15 protein-coding genes are annotated in these 15667 nt (G+C 72.5%); 5 read left to right on the forward strand and 10 right to left on the reverse strand.

All coding sequences use genetic code 11. The features are described 5' to 3' along the window. Nucleotides 1–23: 23 nt before the first annotated feature. The 3 genes from ACFYOU_RS11915 to ACFYOU_RS11925 all read right to left on the reverse strand — a co-directional run bounded on the left by ACFYOU_RS11915 (nt 24) and on the right by ACFYOU_RS11925 (nt 3405). Nucleotides 24–1268, reverse strand: coding sequence for a cytochrome P450 (locus ACFYOU_RS11915; protein ID WP_391305038.1), 1245 nt, complete (start codon nt 1266–1268; stop codon nt 24–26). 175 nt (nt 1269–1443) lie between these two features. Beyond that, nucleotides 1444–1803 (reverse strand): hypothetical protein, encoded by a 360-nt coding sequence (locus tag ACFYOU_RS11920; protein WP_391305040.1) that lies wholly within the window; start codon nt 1801–1803, stop codon nt 1444–1446. Nucleotides 1804–1962: 159 nt separating this feature from the next. Further along, a complete protein-coding gene (locus ACFYOU_RS11925; RefSeq protein WP_391305042.1) occupies nt 1963–3405 on the reverse strand; it encodes a chondroitinase-B domain-containing protein in 1443 nt (480 codons plus the stop codon). A 342-nt stretch (nt 3406–3747) separates the two neighbouring features. Here ACFYOU_RS11925 and ACFYOU_RS11930 point away from each other — a divergent pair, with 342 nt between their 5' ends. Together ACFYOU_RS11930 and ACFYOU_RS11935 are read left to right on the forward strand one after the other, a co-directional pair. Beyond that, nucleotides 3748–5985, forward strand: a complete 2238-nt coding sequence (locus ACFYOU_RS11930; protein ID WP_391305043.1) for a tetratricopeptide repeat protein — start codon at nt 3748–3750, stop codon at nt 5983–5985. Between the two features lie 112 nt (nt 5986–6097). Next, entirely contained in the window at nt 6098–6940 is an 843-nt protein-coding gene (locus ACFYOU_RS11935) for an AAC(3) family N-acetyltransferase (protein ID WP_391305045.1), read from the forward strand. 87 nt (nt 6941–7027) lie between these two features. Here ACFYOU_RS11935 and ACFYOU_RS11940 read toward each other — a convergent pair whose 3' ends face one another. Then, nucleotides 7028–8251, reverse strand: a complete 1224-nt coding sequence (locus tag ACFYOU_RS11940) for an MFS transporter (protein WP_391305047.1) — start codon at nt 8249–8251, stop codon at nt 7028–7030. Nucleotides 8252–8455: 204 nt separating this feature from the next. On the opposite strand from ACFYOU_RS11940, the gene ACFYOU_RS11945 reads away from it, so the two are divergent. Continuing rightward, entirely contained in the window at nt 8456–8806 is a 351-nt protein-coding gene (locus tag ACFYOU_RS11945) for a zinc ribbon domain-containing protein YjdM (protein ID WP_391305049.1), read from the forward strand. Nucleotides 8807–8866: 60 nt separating this feature from the next. Here the strand turns inward: ACFYOU_RS11945 and ACFYOU_RS11950 are convergent, their stop codons facing one another. From ACFYOU_RS11950 to ACFYOU_RS11960, 3 genes are all read right to left on the reverse strand, one after another. After that, nucleotides 8867–9283, reverse strand: a complete 417-nt coding sequence (locus ACFYOU_RS11950; protein ID WP_391305051.1) for an ATP-binding protein — start codon at nt 9281–9283, stop codon at nt 8867–8869. Continuing rightward, nucleotides 9283–9459, reverse strand: a complete 177-nt coding sequence (locus ACFYOU_RS11955; RefSeq protein ID WP_391305053.1) for a hypothetical protein — start codon at nt 9457–9459, stop codon at nt 9283–9285. Before ACFYOU_RS11955 ends, ACFYOU_RS11950 begins: the two co-directional genes overlap by 1 nt. 439 nt (nt 9460–9898) lie before the next feature. Continuing rightward, nucleotides 9899–10375 carry a DUF5680 domain-containing protein gene (locus ACFYOU_RS11960; RefSeq protein ID WP_389766801.1) on the reverse strand — a complete coding sequence of 159 codons (477 nt, stop codon included), beginning with the start codon at nt 10373–10375 and terminating at the stop codon, nt 9899–9901. Nucleotides 10376–10645: 270 nt separating this feature from the next. Here ACFYOU_RS11960 and ACFYOU_RS11965 point away from each other — a divergent pair, with 270 nt between their 5' ends. Together ACFYOU_RS11965 and ACFYOU_RS11970 are read left to right on the forward strand one after the other, a co-directional pair. After that, nucleotides 10646–11086, forward strand: a complete 441-nt coding sequence (locus ACFYOU_RS11965) for a DUF4259 domain-containing protein (RefSeq protein ID WP_391305054.1) — start codon at nt 10646–10648, stop codon at nt 11084–11086. Nucleotides 11087–11138: 52 nt separating this feature from the next. Then, the gene (locus ACFYOU_RS11970) at nt 11139–13085 is read left to right on the forward strand and encodes an SMI1/KNR4 family protein (RefSeq protein ID WP_391305055.1); all 1947 of its coding nucleotides are present in this window, start codon (nt 11139–11141) and stop codon (nt 13083–13085) included. 230 nt (nt 13086–13315) lie between these two features. On the opposite strand, the gene ACFYOU_RS11975 is transcribed toward ACFYOU_RS11970, so the two are convergent. The 3 genes from ACFYOU_RS11975 to ACFYOU_RS11985 all read right to left on the reverse strand — a co-directional run bounded on the left by ACFYOU_RS11975 (nt 13316) and on the right by ACFYOU_RS11985 (nt 15596). Further along, nucleotides 13316–13654, reverse strand: a complete 339-nt coding sequence (locus ACFYOU_RS11975; RefSeq protein ID WP_391305057.1) for a hypothetical protein — start codon at nt 13652–13654, stop codon at nt 13316–13318. Nucleotides 13655–13960: 306 nt separating this feature from the next. After that, nucleotides 13961–14560 carry a choice-of-anchor C family protein gene (locus ACFYOU_RS11980; protein ID WP_389766809.1) on the reverse strand — a complete coding sequence of 200 codons (600 nt, stop codon included), beginning with the start codon at nt 14558–14560 and terminating at the stop codon, nt 13961–13963. Between the two features lie 214 nt (nt 14561–14774). Beyond that, the gene (locus tag ACFYOU_RS11985) at nt 14775–15596 is read right to left on the reverse strand and encodes an SDR family NAD(P)-dependent oxidoreductase (protein ID WP_391305058.1); all 822 of its coding nucleotides are present in this window, start codon (nt 15594–15596) and stop codon (nt 14775–14777) included. Nucleotides 15597–15667 lie beyond the last annotated feature (71 nt).

Raw genomic sequence — 15667 nt, forward strand, 5'->3', positions numbered from 1 at the left:
GGTCCGCGCACGGGAGGAGGCGCTCATTCGGCGTGCTCGCCGGTCATCTCCAGTACGCAGTCCCGCAGTTCGTAGCTGCCTATGGCTTCCAGGAAGCCGATCGTCGGCGGGTTCGCCATGCGCACCCCGGGCAGGGTGCACAGGCGGCTGAGGAAGACGTCCGTCTCCAGGAGCGCGATGTGGAGTCCCGGGCACTTGTGCGGGCCGTCACCGAAGGCCAGTCCCGGTGCTCCGGCTTCCTTCATGGCCCGTCCCGGGCGCAAGCAGCGCGGGCGGGCACCGACGGTCCGTTCGTCGACGTTGACGTGGTCGAGCAGGATGTCGATGCGGTCGCCGGCGGGGACGGTCAGTGTCCCGCCGTCGGCGCCGGGCAGGTCGATCGGTGCGGTGGTACGGCGGCTGAGGCGGCCCAGGACCGGTTCGAGCCGCAGGATCTCCGCGAGCAGCGCGAGCCTGTCCGGCTCGTCCGCTTCCCCGTAGTGCGCCAGCAGGTCGGTATCGGAGAACAGGTGCCAGGCCGCCGCGCTGATGAACTCACGGGTGGTGACCATGCCCGCTGCCGCGAAGGTGAGGCACTCGCCGAGGATCTCCGCGTTGGAGCAGCCGTCGTCGATGAGGTGGGAGATGAGATCGTCGCGCCGGGTCCGGCGGCGGGCCCGTACGGCGGGGCGCACGTCGCCGACGTACACCCGCAGCCAGTTGGTGTTCTGCCGCAGCGTCCAGTAGATGCCGTGCGGACTCGTCAGCCCCGGCGTACCGAATCGCTCCGGGAAGAAGCGTTCCAGTCGTTCCTTGATGCCGGGCCTGCTGTTCGTCAGGCCGATGACGGCGCAGGCCACCTCGATCGCGAGGTCGAAGCTGAGGTCGGACAGCCGAGCGCGGCGGTCGGCCCGGAGCCGGTCGATCTGGGTCTGGGCGACCCGGACCATGACGTCGCGGTAGTGCTGGTCGACGCGGCGCGGGGTGAAGAACCGTGCGGTTTGGCGGCGGTGTTCGCGGTGCTCGGGGCCGTCCCGGTAGAGCACCGGTCGGCGGATGCGTTTCGGTAGCTTCGACGTGGTCTCGATCCCGAGCCCGGCCTGCACGGTCGAGGTACTGCGCAGCACGGCACGCGCCTCGTCGTACCCGCTCACCTCCCAGACCCCGTCGCCTCCTCGTGCGACGGGGCATGCGGGCACCGCTGCGCCGCGCTCGATCTTGCGGTAACCGAATCCCCGGTCCGACCCGGGTTCGACCGCGTCACCTTCGGCACCGGACTCGCCGTCCATGAGCGGGACCTCCCTCTCCTCGAAGACCGGGCCGACCGTCCGCGCGCCCGGTCGTCCCCCGTCCTGGCCGGCGGCACGCTCCTGCGGAGCACGGGGTGCCGCGGTGGACGGTGCTGGGTGGTTCCTTCCCGGTGGACGGGCGTGGGAAGCGGGTGTCCTGGCTCCAACGCCGCGATCAGAGGCCCGCGTCGCGCATCCCGGGCAGTGCGTACCCGTCGACCTCGTCCCAGGGAACGTCGAGGTCGTCCAGGTGCACGTGCCACTCGGCGTCCGGCACGGCCCGGCGCAACTCCGTCACGGAATCCAGCACATGGACGATCACCGGCACCACCCGGTCGGGATCGACGGGCATCTTGGTGGAACCGGCGACGACCTCCCGCGGCTCGGCCGCGGCCCGGTCGTGCAGGTACAGGCTTTCCTCGTCGTCGTACGGGAACGACGCCGTGCGCTCGGTGACCACGCGTGCCACCACGGTCGACTCGCTCTCGTTCAAGGGTGTCGCGCGGTGCGCGCCGTAGTAGAGGGAAACACTCATGCGCGAAGCCTACGGAGGAGGTCTGACAGTGGGGGCGGCGTCGCGGGGTGGTCGCACTCCCCCGGCTCGATCCGCGCGACGGCTCCGGTCTACGGGAATCGGGCTCAAAGGGTGCTCCGGTACGGGTCCGCGCCGCGGTGACCCGTACCGGAGCGGGGCTCACGCCGCGTTCGGGCCCACGTCCGCGCCGGTCAGCGGGGCGCGCAGGGGCGCCGCCGTCGTGTACTGGTCCGAGCCGACGTCACGGCTGCTGCCGCGCGGGTGGCCGTCGAGGTCGTCGTTCACGGCATGGGTCGTCGGGACGGCCGCGCCGATCGCCGGGCTGTTCGACAGGAGACGGAACACGCCGTCGGCGCCCTGCTGGAGGCGGGGGTCGGTGCGGACGAAGCCGCCGGAGGGGATGGTGCCGTTGGTCGCCTGGCCCCACAGCAGGTTGCCCTGCCAGGTGAAGCCGGTGTTCTGCCCGAGCTCGACCAGGCTGCCCGCGTTGGCGACCAGGATGTTGTTGCTGAGGACGACGTCCCGGGGCTCGTGGGCGCGGTTCTCGCCCACGAGGGTGCGGGCGTTGTGGGCCAGGGTGTTGTGGGTGATCAGCGCCCGGTCACAGGCGTCGTTGCCCCGTTGCAGGGGCTTGGACTCGCCGGGGAGGTGGTCGCGGGCCGAGCCGCTGCCGATCACGAAGGCGCGCCCGGACAGCCCGGTCAGGTGGTTGTTGAACACCGTGTGGTCGTTGCCGTAGAGCCGGATGCCCTCGGTGCCGCCGATGAGGTGGTTGCCGTGCACGAGCGTGCCGTTGCCGTGGCGCAGCACGATGCCTCCGGCGCAGTCGCGGAGGGTGTTGTAGCGGATGACGTTGTTGGAGGACTTCACCGAGATGGCCTCGGGGTCCCCGTTGCACTGCTCGAAGAGGTTGTACTCCACCACGGCCCCGGCGTTGTCGAGCGCCCGGTGGCTGACGCCGAGCCGGATGGACTCGCCGCCGTTGGTCCCGGGGTAGGTGTGACGGGCGAAGTGGTTGCGGAGGATGGTGAGGCCCTTGACCATCGTCTCCTTGTTCGGGTCGACGGGGGCGTCAGGGCCGTCGGCGACGAGGAACACGCCCTCGGTGGACCGGTCGTGGAAGTAGTTGCGGTCGACCTTGACCCCGTCCGCCTTCACGACGACCCAGTCGACGCCCGCGGTGTCGGCGAACTTGAAGTCGTTGCGGGTGAGCCGGATGTCGGAGCAGTCCGCCGGGATCACCAGGGTCTGGCGCTGGCGGAAGGCGAAGCCGCTGATGGTGATGGAGCTGGAGTTGCTGAGGACGAAGCTCCGATCGCCCTGGAGCACCGCACCGCCCCGGCTCTGGGAGACGATGGTGATGTGCGTGCCGATGCCGTGCCTGCCGGAGATCCGGATGCCGGCGGCGGGGACGTCGTAGGTGCCGTTGGCCAGGACGATCCGGTCACCGGGCGCGGCGCGGTCGATCTCCCGCTGGAGGTCGGCGATGGAGCTGACGGTCACCGTGGCGGCGGACGCGCTGGTGGTGGTCAGGGCGGTGATCGGCGCGGTGGCGAAGGCCGCGCCGAGCAGGGTGCCGGTGAGAAAGGTGCGTCGCTGCATGATGCCTCTCCTGCAGGGGGAGCCTCGTCGGCTTCCCGTGGCCTCGGGCCCGCTGTCGGAGCCCGCTGGACGGGCCCTTGTCGGTGGCCCGCCATGCGGAAGGAGGGGGCGGGGGCGGTTCCCGTTCCCTGGCTGGTGCATGAACCTCGGGCGACGCCACGGAATCCTCGACCCCTGCCCGTGCGATATGCAGACATGTCCGCGGACGGGTGGGCGCGGCGGAGTCGCGGCCTGGCCGGGGCCGGCTTGACGGTGCCGTGGTGCGGGCCCTGCCGCGGGGGCCGCCGGTGCGCCAGGATGGTGCCGGTCGGTGTGGCGGTCGGCAGGTGGCGGGGGGCGACGGTGAGTTTCGAGTCGGTGATCGCGTTGTTCGGCACGGTGGGGACCTTCGCGGGGCTCGGCGTCGCCTGGTTGCAGCTGCGGGCACCGGGGCAGAACCGGTCCGGCGCTGCGGACACGACCGGTCCTCGGGGTTCGTCCGTGCGTCCGCCGGTCGCCCAGCTGCCGCGCGCGGTACGGGGGCGGGGGCAGCTCCTCGACACGCTGCGGGAACACCTGCGCCGCCCGCGCGGGGACGTCGTGGTGCTGCACGGCCCGGGCGGTGTCGGGAAGTCGACCGTGGCCGCGGCCCTCGCCGAGTGGGCGCACCGGCGCCGGTTCCGCGGACGGCAGCGGTCGGTGTGGTGGGTCCCCGCCGGTGATCCGGCCGCGCTCGCGGGCGGCGTGGTCACGGTGGCGCGGCAGGCTGGTGCCCGGCGGAGCGACCTGGAGTCGCTGTCCCACGGCTCCGCGGACGCGGCCGACCACTTCTGGCGGGTGCTGAGCCAGGCGCCAGCGGGTTGGTTGCTCGTCTTCGACGAGGCGGACGACCCCGACGTCCTCATGGGAGCGGGGTGGTTACGGCCGTCCGCGCGCGGGCTGGTCGTGGTGACGACCCGACATGCCGGGGAGCGGGCCTGGGGCCGGGACGCCGTCCTGCGGGCCGTGCCGCCCCTGGGTGACGGCGACGCCGCCCGGGTGCTGCTTGACCTGGCTCCCGGTGCAGGGGACGTCGCCTCCGCCCGGAGCTTGGCCCGCCGCCTCGGCGGGCTGCCGTTGGCGCTCGCCCTGGCGGGTTCCTACCTCGACTCCGGGGTCGCCCGACGGTCGACGTTCCCCGCCTACCGGGACGCCCTCGACGCCCCCGACGGATGGCCCGGGGACCCGGGGCCGCGTGCGGACCCGCGTGCCACGGTGATGCGCACCTGGGAGATCTCCCTGGACGCCCTGGCCCACCGGGGCGCCCCCGAGGCCCGTACCCTGCTGCGGCTGCTCTCGTGCTACCAGTCGGGCGAGCCGGTCCCCCGCGCGCTGCTCGACTGCCGGGTGCCCGCGCTGGCCGCTCTCGTCGCGGCGGGGGTCACCGCGGGATCCGCCGGGGAGCGAACCGTCGAACGGGCGTTGCGCGGACTGATCGACGTGGGGCTCCTGACGGCCCGGCGCACTGCGGACGGCGCCACCGGGATGACCGTCCACCCGGTCGTGGCCGACACCGGGCGGCTCCACCTCGGCCTGTCCGCGGACCAGCGCGACCACCGGGTACGGGGGGACGGCACCCGGATCCCGGCCACCGCCGCCGAACTCGTCGTCACCGCCCTCGGCGGGTTGCGGATGGACGAACCCGACGACTGGCACCGCTACCGGCTGCTCACCCCGCATCTGGCGGCCCTCCACCGGTACGTCGCGGACCGGTTGGACGCCGGTGCGCTGGCCGGTTTGGCGGCGGCCACCGCCGACGCCGCCCGTGCCGCCGACCGGGACGGCGCCCACCGGTCGGCCGCCCGGCTGTGCCTCGCCGCCCTGGAGCACACGGCGCGTCTGGGCCCCGACCACCCGGCCGTGCTCGCCCTGCGCCACCAACGCGCCTGGCAGATCGCCTTCCGTGGGGACGCGCCGGCGGCCGAGGCGCACTACCGTCAGGTGTGCGCGGCTCGACGACGGGTCCTGGGGGAGCACCATCCGGACACCCTGAGCAGCCGGCACGAACTCGCCTGGATCGCGGCCTGCCAGGGACGCTGGCAGGAGGCCGAGCGGGCGTACCGCCGGGTGCTCACCGCTCGGGAGGGCGCGATCGGCCCGACCGCGCCCGACACCCTGACCACCGCCCACGAACTCGCCTGGGCCGTCGCCAACCGGGGCCGCTACCCCGAGGCGGCCACGGCACTCGGTCGGGTCCACGCACAGCGGCAGCAGGTCCTGGGCAGGGATCACCCACAGACGCTGGCGACGCGACACGAACTGGCGTGGGTCCGCGGGATGGACGGCCGGCACGCCGAGGCCGAGACGCTCTACCGCGCAGTGTTCCGCGCCCGGCGACGCGTGCTCGGGGCGAGTCACCCCGAGACCTTGACCAGCCGCCACGAACTGGCCTGGGCACTCGCCGCGCAGGGACGTTTCACCGAGGCCGAACGGATCTCCCGCTCGGTCCTCGCAGAACGCCGTCGGGTGCTGGGCGAGGACCACCCGCACACCGTCGCCACGGCCCGCGCGCTCGAAACGCTGCGCAGCGGCGAGCCCTTCGAGGCCCATCACGTCGTCTGATGCGCCCCTCTCGAACCGCCCGTTCCGACCTCGCGGTCCCTACCGTCGGAACGGAACGGAGCGTACCGTCGGTACGGCGTACTGCCCCCGCCCACGACGAAGGGAGGGCCGGGTGAGCGTCACCGCCGAACACCTCGGACGCGCGGCGGACGCGTTGGGCCTGTCCGGGATGCCGGTGCTGGTCCACGCTTCCCTGCGGTCCTTCGGCGCCCGTGTGGACGGCGGGGCGGACGCCGTCGTCAACGTGCTCCTGGACCGGGGGTGCACCGTCCTCGTCCCGACCTTCACCGAACCGCACTTCGCCGTGGCTCCGCCCGTCCGGCCGGCCATGCGCCCGACCCGCAACGGAGTGGACTACGCACGGCCCTGGCCGCCTCCCTCCCACCCCGCGCCCGCCGCGTACTCACCCGAGTGCGGGCTCGTCAATCCCCGCCTCGGGGCCTTGCCCGCTGCGCTGCTCACTCGCCGGGGCACCCGCCGGGGCGACCATCCGTTGAACTCGTTCACGGCACTCGGGCCGGCAGCGACCGAACTCGTCGGCGGCCAGAGCCCGGTGGACGTGTACGCACCGCTGCGCGCACTGGCCGAGGGGGACGGCCGGAGCCTGCTCGTCGGGGTCGGGCTGAACCGGATGACCCTGCTGCACCTCGCCGAGCAACGGTCCGGACGCCGGCTCTTCCGGCGCTGGGCCCGCACACGGGACGGCCGCACCGCGCAGGTGGAGGTGGGCTCCTGCTCGGAAGGGTTCCCCCAACTGGAGCCCCTGCTCCGACCCTGCGCCCGCACCACGGCCGTGGGGGCGTCGCGTTGGGTCACCCATCCGGCCCGGGCGGCACTGGCGGCGGTGGTTCCCGCCCTGGTCGCCGATCCGGGGCTGACCCGCTGCTCGGCGGGGTGTCGCGCCTGCCGAGACGCCACGGCGGGCGGGCCCCTGCCGTCCGGCCCGCTCGGCTGATGAGGGCGCTGCGGCCACGCGGTCGTTCACGGGCCAAGGCCCCGCCGCACGAGGCCGAACGCCGAGCCGTCGGTGCCGCGCGCGAGATCACCGGTGCTCGCTGGGGCGGCCGGTCACCTCGTCGCCGGTCTCGGTCACCCGGTCCGGTTCCGCGGGCGGCAGCATCCGTTCGGCGAGCAGGGCCGTGAACGCCGCGGCGGTCAGCGCTCCGCCCACGAGGAACGTGGCCCGCACGCCCAGGGAGGGGAGGACCAGGCCGCCGAGCAGTGCCCCGGCCGCGACCCCCGCGTTGTAGGCACCGGAGTTGGCGGCGAGCGCGATCTCGGTCCGGCCGGGGGCGCAGCGCAGCATCTGGTTCTGCGTCGCCATGAACACCGGGCCGAGCGAACCGCCCAGCAGCGCCAGGCACACGACCGCTCCTGCCTCGGCGGTGCCCGTCGCGTACAGGCCCAGCATGCCGACGGCCTGGGTGGCGACCGGGACGAGCAGCGTGCCGCGGGGGTAGCGGTCCAGGAGGGGTCCCGCGATCGTCACGCCGATCACGCCGGCGATTCCGGAGACCATCAGCAGGGCGCTGACCGAGGTGTCGGCGAAGCCGCTCACGTCTCCCAGGAACGTGACGACGTACGTGTAGCCCGCGAAGGCGCCGGTGACGGAGAGGGCCGTGGTCACCAGGACGATCCCGAACCGGCGCTGATCGGGTGCCGAGCCGAAGGCGGCGTGTCCCTCCCCGGGGCGGGACGTGGGGAGGAGGACGGCGATCGTGACGAGGGAGAGCAGGCCCAGCCCGGCGAGTACGACGAGGGGTACCTGCCACGCGCTCTGCTGCCCCAGCCAGGTGCCGACGGGGACCCCGAGCACCAGCGCCAGCGAACCGGCCACCGACAGCACTCCGATGACCCGGCCCCGGACCTGCGGTGGGAACAGGCCGACCGCGACGGGGCCCATCACCGCCCAGAACAGTGCCTGCGCGAGTGCGGTCACCAGACGGGCGACCATGAGCAGCCAGTAGCTGGAGCCGAGCGCCGACACCAGGCTGGACAGGACGAGCGCGGCCAGCAGCGCGGTGAGCACGTGGCGGCGCGGCATCGCCTGGGTGGCGTGCGCGATCGGCAGGGAGACCACGGCGACGGTGAGCCCGTATCCGGTGACGAGGTAGCCCACCGCGGAGAGGGACACCCGGAGGTCGACCGAGATGAGTTCGAGCAGCCCGATCGGTAGGTTCTCGGTGGTGTTGAAGGTGAACGCGGCCACCATCAGGGCGGCGAGCAAGGCCATCCGGTGCCAACGAGCCGGCGGTGCCGTGGTCATGCAGCCCCTTCCGCATGTGGACGCCGATCGCCCCCCGGGCAACGTACCCACACGTGTTCTGCCGCGGGGACGGCTTGAGGGTGTGCTGGCCGAGAACACGGGAGCGGTGGACGCTCAACGCGCTTCTGCGGCGGCCGTCGCTGCGGCGGACCCCTGACGGCGCTGCGGGCGATCTGCTGTTGCTGGCTGAAATAGACTGGTGTGGTGAGTGAGAACCTGCCGCCCTGCCCCGAGTGTTCAAGCGTCCACGCCTACGAGATGGGTGCGCTCCTGGTCTGCCCGGAGTGCGGCCACGAGTGGTCCCCGGGTTCGGAAGCGGACCAAGAGGGTGCGTCCGCAGTGGTGCGCGACGCGGTGGGCAACGTCCTCGTCGACGGGGACACCGTGACGGTGATCAAGACGCTGAAGGTCAAGGGCAGCCCGACCGGCATCAAGTCCGGCACCAAGGTCCGCAACATCCGCATCGTCGACGGCGTCGACGGCCACGACATCGACTGCAAGATCGACGGCTTCGGTGCGATGCAGCTCAAGTCCAGCGTGGTCAAGAAGGCCTGACGGGCCAGGAGCGGCGCTCCGGGCTCTGCCACCGTTCCCGGACGCGCCGCCCTCGGGTGATCAGAGGGGCAGGGTGACCCAGATGGTCTTGCCGTGACCGTCGGCGTCCTCCCGGATCTCGGCGGTGCCGCCGAGGTCCAGGGTGAGTTCGGTGACGGTGGCGAGGCCCCCGCCCGGGGCGGCTGCGTGGAGGGGCGGTTGGTGGGGGTGGCGATCGTGGACGGCGAGGGCGAACGTGTCGGGGCTGGCGGCGAACAGGACCGTCAGGTCCTCGCACAGGATGGCGGCGTGACGAACGCTGTTGGTCACCAGTTCGGAGACGATCAGCAGGGCCGGGCCCACGCTCGGGTGGCTCGGGGAGATCCCCCATTGCCTCACCACCTGTTCGGCGGTCTCCCTGGCGGTGCGGACGGCCTTCCCGGTGGTGGGCAGGACCAGGACGAGTTGGAGGGGCAGGGCCTCTATCCCGGGGAACATCACAGGGACCGCCCTCCGTGGTGGGGGTGGCCGGTGGCGACCCGGGGGCGGAGGCGGGCGAGGGGGGCGCGCACCGGCGCCGAACCGCCCCGGAGCACTTCCAGCAGCCGGATGCGTAGGGGACGCCCGGGCATGCGGAAGAACTCGGCCAACGCCTGATCCGGCAGAACCCGCATCGCCCCCACGTCTCCCTCGCCTTCGACTACTCGCGCCGGTCCTCAGCCCTTCCGGGCCGTCGTCCGTGACACGCACGGGATGACGACGGCCACGACCGGCAGCGGAGCGCCCTGTCGTGCCCACACCGCACCGGCAGGCGGGCCAGGGGCCACGCTCCACGAAGGAGTCCCGCGCCATGATGTATGGAGTTGCAGAACTTTGCAATTCACCATGTGGTGACGGTCGGTCGGGATCCCTGGACGTGATCCGAGAACGGTCGTACGACGGGCGCCGGTTGATCCGGTCCGCGGCCAGCGGTAAGGCACCGACAGGGGCCGGGACCGGTTCAGCGAGGCGGTGTTCCGTGACCGTCCGAAGGACGGTGCCTTTCCCACAGGGGTGTCCTGGGCGCGCGTGGTCGCGTTGACGAAGTCGGAGCTTCCCCCGTCGCCTTCAGGATCATTCGAGGATCCGGCCGCCGTGGTAGCGCAGTTCGTACACCAGGGTGCCGTCGGCGGTGGCGATGTGTTCGACGCCGCGGAAGCGGTTCACCTCGCCCAGGGTCTCGTCGACATAGGTCAGTGCGCCGGCCGTGTGGCGGAATCCCCCGAGGAACCGGCCCTCGGCATAGAGCGCGGTCAGTGCCGCCTTGATGGTCTCGCCCGCGGTGAAGGCGTCTATGGCATCCGTCAGTAGGTATCCGTAGTAGTTCATGCCCCAGATCGGGCGGCCCGCCGAGTGCACCGTCTCCTGGCCGAGGAAGTCCGTACCGCCGAAGTAACTGTCCCGGTAGATCAACTCGCCCTCCCGGTACTCCAGGTCGTGCGACGCGGTGCGCAGGGGAGCGACCTTGCCCGCGCCGCCCACGTAGGTGGAGGACTTGGCCCGGACGATGAACGACTCCAGGGCGGCCGGTGTGAGTGTCAGGGTCTCCATGGCTGGATTCCTATCAGCCGGGTCTGACAACCGGGCCCTGCCGGTCGGGTGGCGCCCGGCCCCGCGGTGCACCGTTGGATGGCCGGGGCCCCCGGCGCCGCCCCCCGTGCCCAGCGACTCCCGTTGCGGTGACGGGATCGGCCGGGCCGGGAGGCGGCCGGGCCGTCCGGCGCCGGCGGGGTACTGCACCGCGGGGAACTGCACACCTCGCATCCTCACTGTCAGGGGTCCGTGCGAGCATCCTGGGAGGACACGTGAGGAGAGCAGCACATGGGCACCTGGGACATCGGACCCTTCGACAACGACACCGCCGCCGACTTCGGAGGCGGCCTGGACGACGTGGCGTTGAACGAACGTGAAGCCAAGATCCGCGGCGCGCTCGAACGTGCTGCCCGTCCCACGGACGACCTGGACGCGTACTACGGCGAGCGAGCCGTGGCCGCAGCCGCCCTGCTCGCCGCACAGCAACGCGACGGCGAGCCCGCGTGTGCGAACTACGGCCCGTCGGAGCCGCTCCCGGATCTGCCCGCGGACCTTCGGGTGCTCGCCGTCAGCGCCCTGACCCAGGTGCTCTCCGACCGGTCCGAGCTCGCCGAACTCTGGAACGAATCCGCGGACGGCCCGAAGTGGCGGCAGGACGTCACCCGTCTCCGTGACGCGCTCGACCCGTCCGTCCCGTCGTCAGGGGACGTCGCCTCCGCCGGGATCTGACCGACGCCTCGCGCCGCGGCCGCTGTCAGTGGCGGGTGGCAGCATCGGGCGCATGACGGACAGCGCGAGCTTCGACTGGCGGCCCTTCCTCCTCAAGTGGAGCGGGGAGTGGGCGGATTGCCCACCGGACGACGAGACGCGGAGCGAGCAGGACACGGCAGCCCAGCGGGCCCGGTGGCTGGGGTTCCCGCCCGCGTCCGAGGAGCGGATCGTCGCCATGGAGGCGCGCCTCGGGCGGCGGATGCCACCGTCGTACCGGGAGTTCCTGAAGGTCAGCGATGGCTGGCAGCACGCCGGCGGGTTCGTGTGGCTGCTGGCCGGGACGGCGGAAGCCCGCTGGCACGACGACGCGTACGGTCTCGCGGACACCTTCGAGGAGTACCTGGACGAGGACGCCGAGCCGGAGGAGCGGCGGGGCGCGGAGGTGTGGCGGCACGGGCTGCAACTGGACGTCGAGTCCGATGCCACGCGCCTCGTCATGGACCCCGACGGTGTGGGTGAGGACGGCGAGTGGGCCGTGTACAGCTGGGCGAGCTGGCGGGCCGCGCCGCCCCGGCACTACCCGAGCTTCTTCGCGTTCATGCAGGACATGCACCGGGAGTTCCACTCCTTGCGGGCGGGTCCGCACCATGAGGGGCCGGTGTTCGTCAATGACACGACGCGCGAGCAGGACGCGTTGGTGGACGAGGCTCGGCTGGAAGCGCTACGGGGTGGGTGGGGGCGTGCCCAGGAACTGTTGGACGGGGCTGCGGGGTACGGCAGGCCGCGGGCTGCCGGGTTGGGCGACCAGATCCGTCGCTTGTCGGGACACCGCGAGGCGTCCTTCGAGGGCCTGGTGACGGATCCTCGGTACGCGCCGGAATTGCTGCCGGTGCTGGTGGCCGGGCAGGCGGCGCGCCCGTACCTGGATGGCTCCACGCTGCCGTTCGTCCTGCGGGGCGCCGACGACGAGGTGATGGCCCTGGCCCGGGCGACGGTGGAGCTGGTGAGGAGCGGCGGCTACCGGTACGCGCCGGGCGGCCCGTTCGGGGAGGCGGTCGAGCGGGCGCGCGAGCTGGCCCGGTGGGGAGACACCGACGAGGCCTGGCAGACGCTGCGGGAGGCGTTGCCCTGGTGGGAACCGCTGGGGCCGGACCACTTGGCACCCCTGGGCTGGGTGGCCGATCCCGTGCTCGGGCCGCTCCTGACCTCGGAGCGGGGCCGTGAGCTGTTGTCCACTCCGAGGGGCGGGCAGGTGGGCGGGGTTCCGGAGCCGACGGCCGGGCTCGACCCGGGGGGCCTTGCCTGGCTCGCCGACCCGGGTTCGCTCACCAGCCGCACCTGCTACCGGTTCGTGCTGGTGGAGGGGGTGGAGCCGGCGGAGTTGCCCGAGCGCCTCGCGGACGGGGCCGGTGCCGTGCTGGGTCGGCCCCGATCCTTCTGGGAGATCCGTCGGTCGGCGCCGCGGTACCGGAGGGCGTTCCCGTACGAGGACGACGAGGCTTGCGTGACGGTCGGCCGGGCCGGCCCCGGTTGGAGCTTCGCCTTCGACGGTGCCCCCGCCGGGTTCGACCGGCACCAGTTCGTCTCCCCCGCCCCGGCCGCTTCCCCCGGCACCCGCGCAGTGGTGGTGTGGTGCGGGTTGAGAGCAGGGAGCCGGGGGGCCTTCTTCCACCTCTCGGTGGCACGGGACGGAGCCGAACAGTACGCCTTCACGTACGTGGACACAGAGGTGCGCACCCGTGGGGAGGTACCGCAGGCCTTGGACCCGGGCCGCTTCTTCGGTGGCCGGGGAGACGGCGCCGAGGTGGAGCGTTCGCTGTTGGAAGCGGTGGCCCGGGAGTTCGGCGCCCGTCTACCGCGTCATGCGATCGAGGCCGGTCGGCTGCACACCTTCACCACCCGCTCCTGGACGGCGCCGGAGGAGGCAGGGTCCCGCCCGAGGGTGCGGAGTTACTGGACGACCGCGCGTCCGGAGGACGGTCAGCCGGAGGACGGCGAGAGGCGACGCCTGAGCTAGGCCCGCTGGGCCCGAGGATGTCTGCCGCGCCCCGCGAGGGTGCTGCCGAGCGGGTGTCGAGCGCCACTCGGCAGCGGGTCGTCGCGTGGGCCGGGGAAGCGGAGGGTGGACGGCGTGTACCGCGAAGGCGCGTGCGGCCGGCCGGTGCCATCGGCTGTGGGCGGGTCGCTACCGAGAGCCCCTGGAGCCGTTGGCCGGTCGGCCGCCGGCCTCAGCAGCCGGGTGATGGGTCAGTTGAGGACGACGATGTCGGTGCGGATCCGGAGGGCGCTGCTCCAGGCGACGTTGATCTTGACGGTGACGAGCCCGGCGGCGGGGACGATGTTCGCCACGGTGATGGGCGCGGCCCCCAGGAACCGCACGTTGTTGCCGTCGATCTCACTGGCCGCGACGAGAACCGTCGAGTTCGCGGTGATGACGTTCCAGGTGATGGGGTAGTTGACCCAGTTGTTGTACGGGCCCCAGTTGACCCATCCGCGCCACACGTCGACAACGTTGCCGCCGGCGACGGCGCCCGCGATCTGCTCGGCAGTTTCGATGGGGGTTTCCGGTGCAGTGATGATGGACACAGTGGTCCTCTCTCCACGCTAGCACGGCCCGAACACCGACCGGCTGATCCAGCCGAATGCCGCGCTCCACTGCGTTCAGTGTCCGTTTCCACACGCTTTGCAGCAACGCCCCGAAAGGGTGAACCCGTCCAACACGCCCCCCAGGCCGGGCGGTGTGGACCACAGGTGGGCCGGGTGCGGCCGGGCAAGTCGGCTGCGGCCTCGGCGACTTGCCCGGGCGGCTCCGATCACGGGAGGACGCGCCCCGGCCCGCTGCCCGGTGGAACGGCTGCCGGGCAGCGGGCCGCGGTCAGGCCGGTGGGACCGTCACGGGGTGCAGGAACACGGGGAGCCCGCGGTCACGCGGACGTCGTCGATGACGGGTCCGTAGGCGCCAGAGACGGTGCTGGCGAAACCGAGGGTCGTCGTCGGCGCGTTGGCCACGAAGGTCACCTGGCGTTGGACGTAGCCCATGGCCGCGCGGGTCTTGCCCGTGGAGTCGAACGAGAAGTCCTGGAAGTTCTGTCCGTCGACCAGGACCTTGCCCGTCTTCACCGCCGGGCTGCCCTCGGGGTTGGCCGCCAGCGCATAGGTGACCGTGTACGTCCGCCCCACGATCGTGGAGAAGCTCTGTGCGACGGCGCCCGGCTGACCGGCGTTCAGATCGACGGACTGGTCGCCTTCGGCCGCCTGCCAGAACCCGGCGCCGATCAGGTCCACTCCCCCGGACGTGACCTGCCACGGTCCGATCGACTGTCCGCTGCTGAGGGTGGTGAACGAGTTCGCCGGCGCGGTGGGGTACTCGAAACTGCCGTCGTCGAACCTGCTCACGGCCGCCGCGGACGGGGCGGCCCACGCCGCACCCGGACCGGCCGTGAGGAGTCCCGCCGCGACTACGGCGACGGCCATGGAACGCGCAACTGCCATGTGTACCTCCTGAAGGGGGGTGAGTGCACTGTCCTGCGCCGTCAGCCTTTCGGCACGCAGGAGGGGGTGAGAAGGCGTGCGCCGGGGTGTGCAGGAGTGATCAAGCAGAGCGCAGGGACCGTGCACACGCCGGAACGCTCCGACGAGCCGGTCCGGTCCGGTGTGAACGATCCACCGCGGCCGCCAAGGGTCCGTTCCGTGGGGCCGTCCCGAGTCAGAGGTGTTCCTCGACCGTCGCGACCAGACGCACGGCGTCGTCCTCGTCGTGGTCGCCGACGGTGAGGGAGCGCTCTGCGGCGCCGCGGTAGGCGGCCCGTCCGGGGGTCGGGTCGTCGACGAGGTCGATGATCGGACGAACCGCACGCTCCGGACGTTGGCCGAGCAGGGGCCCGAGAACGCGGGCGGCGACCTTCATGGCCGTGCCGACCTCGCCGGCGAAGCTGGAGCGCACCAGCCGGGCCGGCCCCCAGGTCACGTAGGCGAGGTCCGGGTGGTCGCGCGTGGCGACGATGCCGAGGAGTTCGTTGGCGCGCCGCTGCTGGGCGTTGGACCGTCTGAAGGTGAATCCGTCGGCCATCCCGGGGTCGTCGAACGCGATGGCGTCCACGGGCGCGCCGGGCACGGCGGTGTTGATGACGACGGGCCGCCCGGCCGCCCGGAGCAGCGGGGCGAGGGCGGTGACGAACAGGTACCTGCTCAGGAAGAACAGCGCCCAGGACGCCTCGTGCCCCTCGGTCGTGACCCGGCGGCGTTGCCGGACGTAGGAAGCGGCGAGGACCAGTGCGTCGATGTGCTGGTGGTGCGCCACCAGGTGGTCGACGACTCGGCGGCCGTCATCCAGCGAGGACAGGTCGGCCGCGAGGAACTCGGCCCGCGCCGTGGCCGAGGGGTTCCCGAGGGCCACGGCCGAGACCAGTGCCTCGAACTTTCCGCGACTGCGCCCGACGACCACGACGCGCTCACCCGCCGCGAGGAAGTGACGCGCCAGCGCGGCGCCCATTCCGTCGGTGCCTCCCGTGATCACGATCGTCTTCATGCCGGCCCACCCCTCCGTAACGGAACACGTGTTCCGGAACACCGTAGCAGCAAACGGAACGGCTGTTCCGA

Source organism: Streptomyces sp. NPDC005955 (genome assembly GCF_042871255.1).
Lineage (GTDB): Bacteria > Actinomycetota > Actinomycetes > Streptomycetales > Streptomycetaceae > Streptomyces.

Coding starts and splice junctions, on each gene's coding strand:
- ACFYOU_RS11915 (WP_391305038.1), bottom strand. CDS start 1,268: ATGGACGGCGAGTCCGGTGCCGAAGGTGACGCGGTCGAACCCGGGTCG.
- ACFYOU_RS11920 (WP_391305040.1), bottom strand. CDS start 1,803: ATGAGTGTTTCCCTCTACTACGGCGCGCACCGCGCGACACCCTTGAAC.
- ACFYOU_RS11925 (WP_391305042.1), bottom strand. CDS start 3,405: ATGCAGCGACGCACCTTTCTCACCGGCACCCTGCTCGGCGCGGCCTTC.
- ACFYOU_RS11940 (WP_391305047.1), bottom strand. CDS start 8,251: ATGACCACGGCACCGCCGGCTCGTTGGCACCGGATGGCCTTGCTCGCC.
- ACFYOU_RS11950 (WP_391305051.1), bottom strand. CDS start 9,283: ATGTTCCCCGGGATAGAGGCCCTGCCCCTCCAACTCGTCCTGGTCCTG.
- ACFYOU_RS11955 (WP_391305053.1), bottom strand. CDS start 9,459: ATGCGGGTTCTGCCGGATCAGGCGTTGGCCGAGTTCTTCCGCATGCCC.
- ACFYOU_RS11960 (WP_389766801.1), bottom strand. CDS start 10,375: ATGGAGACCCTGACACTCACACCGGCCGCCCTGGAGTCGTTCATCGTC.
- ACFYOU_RS11965 (WP_391305054.1), top strand. CDS start 10,646: ATGGGCACCTGGGACATCGGACCCTTCGACAACGACACCGCCGCCGAC.
- ACFYOU_RS11970 (WP_391305055.1), top strand. CDS start 11,139: ATGACGGACAGCGCGAGCTTCGACTGGCGGCCCTTCCTCCTCAAGTGG.
- ACFYOU_RS11980 (WP_389766809.1), bottom strand. CDS start 14,560: ATGGCAGTTGCGCGTTCCATGGCCGTCGCCGTAGTCGCGGCGGGACTC.
- ACFYOU_RS11985 (WP_391305058.1), bottom strand. CDS start 15,596: ATGAAGACGATCGTGATCACGGGAGGCACCGACGGAATGGGCGCCGCG.